The organism is Streptomyces sp. NPDC059003, from assembly GCF_042740445.1.
In the GTDB taxonomy this organism is placed as follows: domain Bacteria; phylum Actinomycetota; class Actinomycetes; order Streptomycetales; family Streptomycetaceae; genus Streptomyces.
This window is the reverse complement of record NZ_JBHYJH010000308.1, coordinates 1-6,062: the sequence shown is the minus strand read 5'-3', so window position 1 is coordinate 6,062 and position 6,062 is coordinate 1. Positions and strand designations below refer to the sequence as shown.

The following is a 6,062-nucleotide window of genomic DNA, read 5'->3' as shown; positions in this document are numbered from 1 at the left end:
GGTCTGGGGCGGAGCCCCAGTTCGGGAAGGGGCGGGATTGGGGAACCCCCGCGACGGGCTACGCCACCCACTCCTGGCGGGACAGGGACTGCGCCGCCGCGCCCTTCGGGCCGGACGCCAGGGCCGCGGCAAGCCGCAGCGCCGCCTCCTCGCAGCGATGCGGCGGCAGCGTGAAGGGAATCCGGAGACGGTGCTCATGAGTACCGGGATCCGCACCGAAACGGGACCCGCCCTCGATCCGCACCCCATGCGAGAGCGCGGCGCACGCCAGCGACGACGCATACGGCGCACCCAGGTCGACCCAGAGGGAGAGCCCCCCGGGCGGCAGCGTCCAGCGCCACTCCGGCAGATGCCGGGTGAGCGCCGCCGCGAGAGCGTCACGCGAGGCGCGAAGCCGGGGCAGCCGGTCCGCGAGGACGTCGTCGATGCCCGCCATCAGGTGCAGCGCCACCAACTGCTCGATCACCGGCGTCGCCATGTCCGAGGGCACCCGGGCCATCGCCAGCTCCGTGATCAGGCGTGAGCCGGCCCGCACCCAGCCGATCCGAAGCCCGCCCCAGTGCGACTTGCTCAACGAGCCGACGGTGACGACCTGTTCGGCCACGCCGTGCGGGGCGAGCGACGCGAAGGGCGGGGGCGGCGGCCCGTCCAGGGAGATGTCGGCGATCGTCTCGTCGATGAGGAGCCAGGTGCCGGTGGCGCGGGCCGTCTCCAGGACGCGCAGGCGCTGCTCGCGGTCCATCAGCGCGCCGGTCGGGTTCTGGAAGTCCGGTACGAGGTACGCGAGGCGCGGCGCCGTCTGCCGCAGCGTCGACTCGACGAGGGCGGTGTCCCAGCCGGCGCCGGTCACCGGCACGGGGGTCGCCCGCAGGCCCGCGTGGCGGATCGCGTCCAGCGCGTTCGGGTACGACGGGTTCTCCACCAGGACGCGGTCGCCGGGGCGGCCGAGCAGGGCGAGGGTCAGCGAGATCGCGTGCTGCGCGCCGGTCGTGATGAGGATCTGGTCCGGCAGCGTGGGCAGGCCGCGGCGCGTGAACCGCTCGGCGACCGCCGCCCGCAACTCCGGGAGGCCGTAGGGGTGGTAGCCCGTCGTCGGCGCGTGCCGCGGCAGCGCGGCGGCGGCCGCCGCGAGCGCGGCGGTCAGCTCCGCCTCCGGCGCGGGGGGCGCCGCCACCGCCAGGTCGATGACATCGCCGTCGCCGTCGCCGTCTAGGGGGAGCGCCGCGGGGAACGCCGCCACGTTCGCCGGGCGGCGCCCCTCCGGCAGCTCCGTCCACGTGCTGGCACCGCGGCGGCTGCGCGCGTACCCGCCGTCGCGCAGCAGGTCGTACGCCGCCGTGACCGTGGCGCGGCTGACACCGAGTGCCGCGGCCAGCTCCCGTTCGGCGGGCAGCCGGGTGTGCAGCGGGACGCGGCCGTCGAGCAGCAGGGTCCGGATCGCCTGCGCGAGCGCCCGGTAGCCCGGCCGTGTCCCCGCCGTGTCGGTCACGAGCCCCGCCAGTTGCGTACCGCCGAGCCGCCTGTCCACTGAGTGGACCACCCGTGCCTCTGCCATGCCAGATCCTCCCGATTGGCCCTGCTGCCCAGACCAATCAGCGTACAGAATCGCGATCAGCCGTGGTTTTGGCCGGGTCTGTGGCCTGGTGCCGGCGGAGTGGCACAGGGAGTGACGAGGACGTGAGCGACGTGAGCGACGTGGGCGATGTGAGGGGCGACCGCGTGGTCGTGGGCATCAGCGGGGCCGACGACGACCTGGCGGACCTCGCCGCGCTGCGGGCCGGGGAGCGGGAGGCGCGGCGGGGCGGGCGGACGCTGGTCGCGGTGATCGCGTGGGAGCCGCCGGAGGGGGAGGGGCTGTATCTGCGCCACCCCGACAAGGAGTGGGCGCGGCACTGGCAGGGGGTGGCCCGGGAGCGGTTGGAGCGGGCCTTCGAGGAGGCGTTCGGCGGGGTGCCGGAGGGGGTGGCCGTCGAGCGGCGTGTCGTCCGCGGGCGGGCCGGGCGCGCGCTCGTCTCCCTGGCCTCGCGGCCGGGGGATCTGATCGTTCTTGGGGGGCGGCCCGGTCGGCCTGGCCGGCGGCGGGGGCGGGTGCGGCGGTATGTCGACCGGCGTGCGCGGTGCGGGGTGCTTGTGGTTCCGGCGCCGGTGGTGCCGCGGGGGCTGCGGCGGGCATTGCGGGGGGTGTCGGTGGGGGATTTCGGTGCCCTCGCGGGTGCGCCCCAGACCCGCCCCTTCCCGAACCTAGGGGGCTCCGCCCCCTAGAACCCCCGCTCCTCAAACGCCGGAGGGGCTGACTATCTCGCCGGTGCGGCAAGGTTTGAGCCCGTCCGGCGTTTGAGGACGAGGCGCGAAGCGCCGACAAGCGGGGTGCCAGGGGCGGCAGCCCCTGGTTTCGGAGAAGGGGCGGGGCTGGGGCGCCCCGCGACGGGCTAGGCCGACGGGGCCGAGCTCGCCAAGGCCTCCGACAGTTCCGCCGCCACCTGCTGGAGCACCGGCACGATCTTCTCGGTCGCCTCGTCCGTCACGCGGCCCGCGGGGCCGGAGATGGAGATGGCCGCGGCCGTGGGCGAGTTGGGCACGGAGACGGCGAGGCAGCGCACGCCGATCTCCTGCTCGTTGTCGTCGACGGCGTACCCGGCGCGGCGCACCTCCTCCAGGGCGTGGAGGAAGCCGTCGGGCGTGGTGATGGTCTTCTCCGTGGCGGCGGGCATCCCGGTGCGGCCGAGCAGCGCCCGCACCTCCTCCGGCGGCGTGTGCGCGAGCAGCGCCTTGCCGACCCCCGTGGAGTGCGGAAGGACCCGCCGCCCCACCTCCGTGAACATCCGCATGGAGTGCTTGGACGGCACCTGCGCCACGTACACGATCTCGTCGCCGTCGAGCAGCGCCATGTTCGCGGTCTCGCCGGTCTCCTCGACCAGGCGGGCCAGGTAGGGCCGCGCCCACGTGCCGAGGAGGCGGGAGGCGGACTCGCCGAGGCGGATCAGGCGGGGGCCGAGCGCGTACCGGCGGTTGGGCTGCTGGCGCACGTACCCGCAGGCGACGAGCGTGCGCATCAGGCGGTGGATCGTGGGCAGCGGAAGCCCGCTGCTCGCGGACAGCTCGCTCAGGCCCACCTCGCCGCCCGCGTCGGCCATCCGCTCGAGGAGGTCGAAGGCGCGCTCAAGGGACTGGACGCCACCGGTCGCGGCGGGCGATGCGGGCTTCGCGGCGTCGGTGGTCCTTGCGCTTGACGTCGGCACGGCGCGTTCCTTTCAACTGGCAGGCCTCTGCAGCCTACCGGCAGCTCCCCGGGGCGTACCCGGCGCGGGCGGGGCGTCGGCGCCGGTCAGTGCGTGTTTGTCCGGTCTCGGGGGTGGGGCCGCGGGCAGCCTTGACCGTCTCCGTCGTACATAGCTACGTTCTGTTGGGCGGAATTGTATTTCCACTTCGTGGAAACGTATAGACCCTTGACGGCGCCCGCGGTGCGGGGAAAACTCCTTCAACAGAACGTTGAAGTTTGCTGGCCGGAAGGTTCACCGAAACCGAATGGGAGGGGCCGCGGTGTCCGACGTGGAACTGGTGCTGCGCTCGACACGCGTCGTCACCCCCGAGGGGACGCGCGCCGCGTCGGTCGCCGTCGCCGACGGGACCATCGTCGCCGTCCGTGAGCACGACGCCCCCGTACCGCCCGGCGCCCGCGTCGAGGACGTCGGGGACGACGTCCTGCTGCCGGGCCTCGTCGACACCCACGTGCACGTCAACGACCCCGGCCGCACCGAGTGGGAAGGCTTTTGGACGGCCACCCGGGCCGCCGCGGCGGGCGGCATCACGACCCTCGTCGACATGCCGCTCAACTCCCTGCCGCCGACCACGACCGTCGACCACCTGCGCGTCAAGCGGGACGTCGCCCGCACCAAGGCGCACATCGACGTCGGCTTCTGGGGCGGCGCGCTGCCCGGCAACGTACGCGATCTCAAACCGCTGCACGACGCGGGCGTCTACGGCTTCAAGTGCTTCCTCTCGCCCTCCGGAGTGGACGAGTTCCCCGAGCTGAACCAGGATCAACTCGCCGCCTCCATGGGGGAGATCGCCGGATTCGGCGGTCTGCTCATCGTGCACGCCGAGGACCCGCACGAGCTGGCCGCCGCCCCCGCCAGGAGCGGCCCCCGCTACGCGGACTACCTCGACACCCGGCCGCGGGTCTCCGAGGACACCGCCATCGAGGGCCTGATCGCCCTCGCCCGGCGCGTCGGCGCCCGCGTGCACGTCCTGCACCTGTCCTCGTCCGACGCGCTGCCGATGATCGCCGCCGCCAAGCGCGAAGGCGTACGGCTGAGCGTCGAGACCTGTCCGCACTACCTCACCCTCACCGCCGAGGAAGTCCCCGACGGGGCCAGCGAGTTCAAGTGCTGCCCGCCCATCCGCGAGGCCGCCAACCAGGACCTGCTCTGGCAGGCGCTCGCCGACGGCACGGTCGACTGCGTCGTCACCGACCACTCCCCGTCCACCGCCGACCTCAAGACGGCCGACTTCGCCACCGCCTGGGGCGGCATCTCCGGGCTCCAGCTCAGCCTGCCCGCGGTGTGGACCGAGGCGCGGCGGCGCGGCCACACCCTCGACGACGTCGCGCGCTGGATGTCCGCGAACACCGCGCGCCTCGTCGGGCTCGACCGCAAGGGCGCCATCGCGCCCGGCCGCGACGCCGACTTCGCGGTCCTCGCGCCCGACGAGACCTTCACCGTCGACCCCGCCCGCCTCCAGCACCGCAACCACGTCACCGCGTACGCGGGCAAGACCCTCAGCGGCGTCGTGAAGTCCACCTGGCTGCGGGGCCAACGCATTGTGTCCGACGGCGAGTTCACCGCGCCCGCGGGCCGACTCCTGGAAAGGAAGAACTGATCACCGTGACGGCGATACCCAGTTTCACCGGCGACGCGAACCCCTACGGCGGCGGCGAGCCCTACGCCGACTACCGCACCGCCGACTTCTCCTTCACCCAGTACGCCAACCTCGCCGACCGCGCGCTCGGCGCCGGGGTCATCGCCGCCAACGACGAGTTCTTCGCCATGCGCGAGAACCTCCTCCTGCCGGGCGCCGCCGAGTTCGACCCCGAGCACTTCGGCCACAAGGGCAAGGTCATGGACGGCTGGGAGACCCGGCGCCGCCGTGGCGTCTCCGCCGAGCAGCCGTGGCCCACGGAGGACGACCACGACTGGGCGCTCATCCGCCTCGGCGCGCCCGGCGTCATCCACGGCGTCGTCGTCGACACCGCCCACTTCCGCGGCAACTACCCGCAGGCGGTTTCGGTGGAGGGCGCGAACGTCGAGGGCGCGCCGACGCCCGAGGAGCTCCTCTCCGGCGACGTCAAGTGGACCACCCTCGTCCCGCGCACGCCCGTCGGCGGCCACGCGGCCAACGGCTTCGCCGTCGACGTGCCCCAGCGCTTCACCCATCTGCGGCTCAACCAGCACCCCGACGGGGGCATCGCGCGCCTTCGCGTGTACGGCGAGGTCGTCGCCGACCCCGCCTGGCTCGCCGCCCTCGGCACGTTCGACGTCGTCGCCCTGGAGAACGGGGGCCGGGTCGAGGACGCCTCCGACCGGTTCTACTCGCCCGCCACCAACACCATCCAGCCCGGGCGTTCCCGGAAGATGGACGACGGCTGGGAGACGCGGCGGCGGCGCGACCGCGGCCACGACTGGATTCGCTACCGGCTCGCCGGGCAGGCCTCCGTGCGGGCCCTGGAGATCGACACCGCCTACTTGAAGGGCAATTCGGCGGGGTGGGCGGCCGTGTCGGTGCGGGACGGGGATGACGGGGCGTGGGTGGAGGTGCTGCCGCGTACGCGGCTTCAGCCCGATACGAATCACCGCTTCGTGCTTGCTGACGCCGTCGTCGGGACCCACGCGCGCGTGGACATCTTTCCTGATGGGGGGATTTCGCGGCTGCGGTTGTTCGGGGCGTTGACGGAGGAGGGTGCGCGGGGGCTTGCCGCTCGGCATCGGGAGCTGGGGGGTTAGGCCCTCGCGGGGGCGCCCCGGACCCGCCCCTTCCCGAACCAGGGGGGCTCCGCCCCCCTGGTT

At 73.7% G+C, this 6,062-nt stretch carries 5 protein-coding genes; 3 read left to right on the top strand and 2 right to left on the bottom strand.

The genetic code is table 11. The features are described 5' to 3' along the window. Window positions 1-58: 58 nt before the first annotated feature. Complete coding sequence (locus ACFWZ5_RS44135; RefSeq protein WP_384806798.1) at window positions 59-1,555, bottom strand: PLP-dependent aminotransferase family protein; 1,497 nt, start codon at window positions 1,553-1,555, stop codon at window positions 59-61. Between the two features lie 122 nt (window positions 1,556-1,677). Between ACFWZ5_RS44135 and ACFWZ5_RS44130 the strand changes: the two genes are divergently transcribed. After that, a complete protein-coding gene (locus tag ACFWZ5_RS44130; protein ID WP_384892726.1) occupies window positions 1,678-2,262 on the top strand; it encodes a universal stress protein in 585 nt (194 codons plus the stop codon). 167 nt (window positions 2,263-2,429) lie between these two features. Here the strand turns inward: ACFWZ5_RS44130 and ACFWZ5_RS44125 are convergent, their stop codons facing one another. Next, window positions 2,430-3,239 carry an IclR family transcriptional regulator gene (locus ACFWZ5_RS44125; protein WP_384806486.1) on the bottom strand — a complete coding sequence of 270 codons (810 nt, stop codon included), beginning with the start codon at window positions 3,237-3,239 and terminating at the stop codon, window positions 2,430-2,432. A 301-nt stretch (window positions 3,240-3,540) separates the two neighbouring features. Between ACFWZ5_RS44125 and allB the strand changes: the two genes are divergently transcribed. Together allB and alc are read left to right on the top strand one after the other, a co-directional pair. Beyond that, window positions 3,541-4,878: an allantoinase AllB gene (gene allB, locus ACFWZ5_RS44120; protein ID WP_384806485.1), complete on the top strand. Its 1,338-nt coding sequence runs from the start codon at window positions 3,541-3,543 to the stop codon at window positions 4,876-4,878. 5 nt (window positions 4,879-4,883) lie between these two features. Continuing rightward, window positions 4,884-5,999, top strand: a complete 1,116-nt coding sequence (alc, locus tag ACFWZ5_RS44115; RefSeq protein ID WP_384806483.1) for an allantoicase — start codon at window positions 4,884-4,886, stop codon at window positions 5,997-5,999. Window positions 6,000-6,062 lie beyond the last annotated feature (63 nt).

What these genes read in the sequence shown, in the direction of transcription:
- ACFWZ5_RS44135 (WP_384806798.1), bottom strand. Translation starts at nt 1,555, where the DNA reads ATGGCAGAGGCACGGGTGGTCCACTCAGTGGACAGGCGGCTCGGCGGT.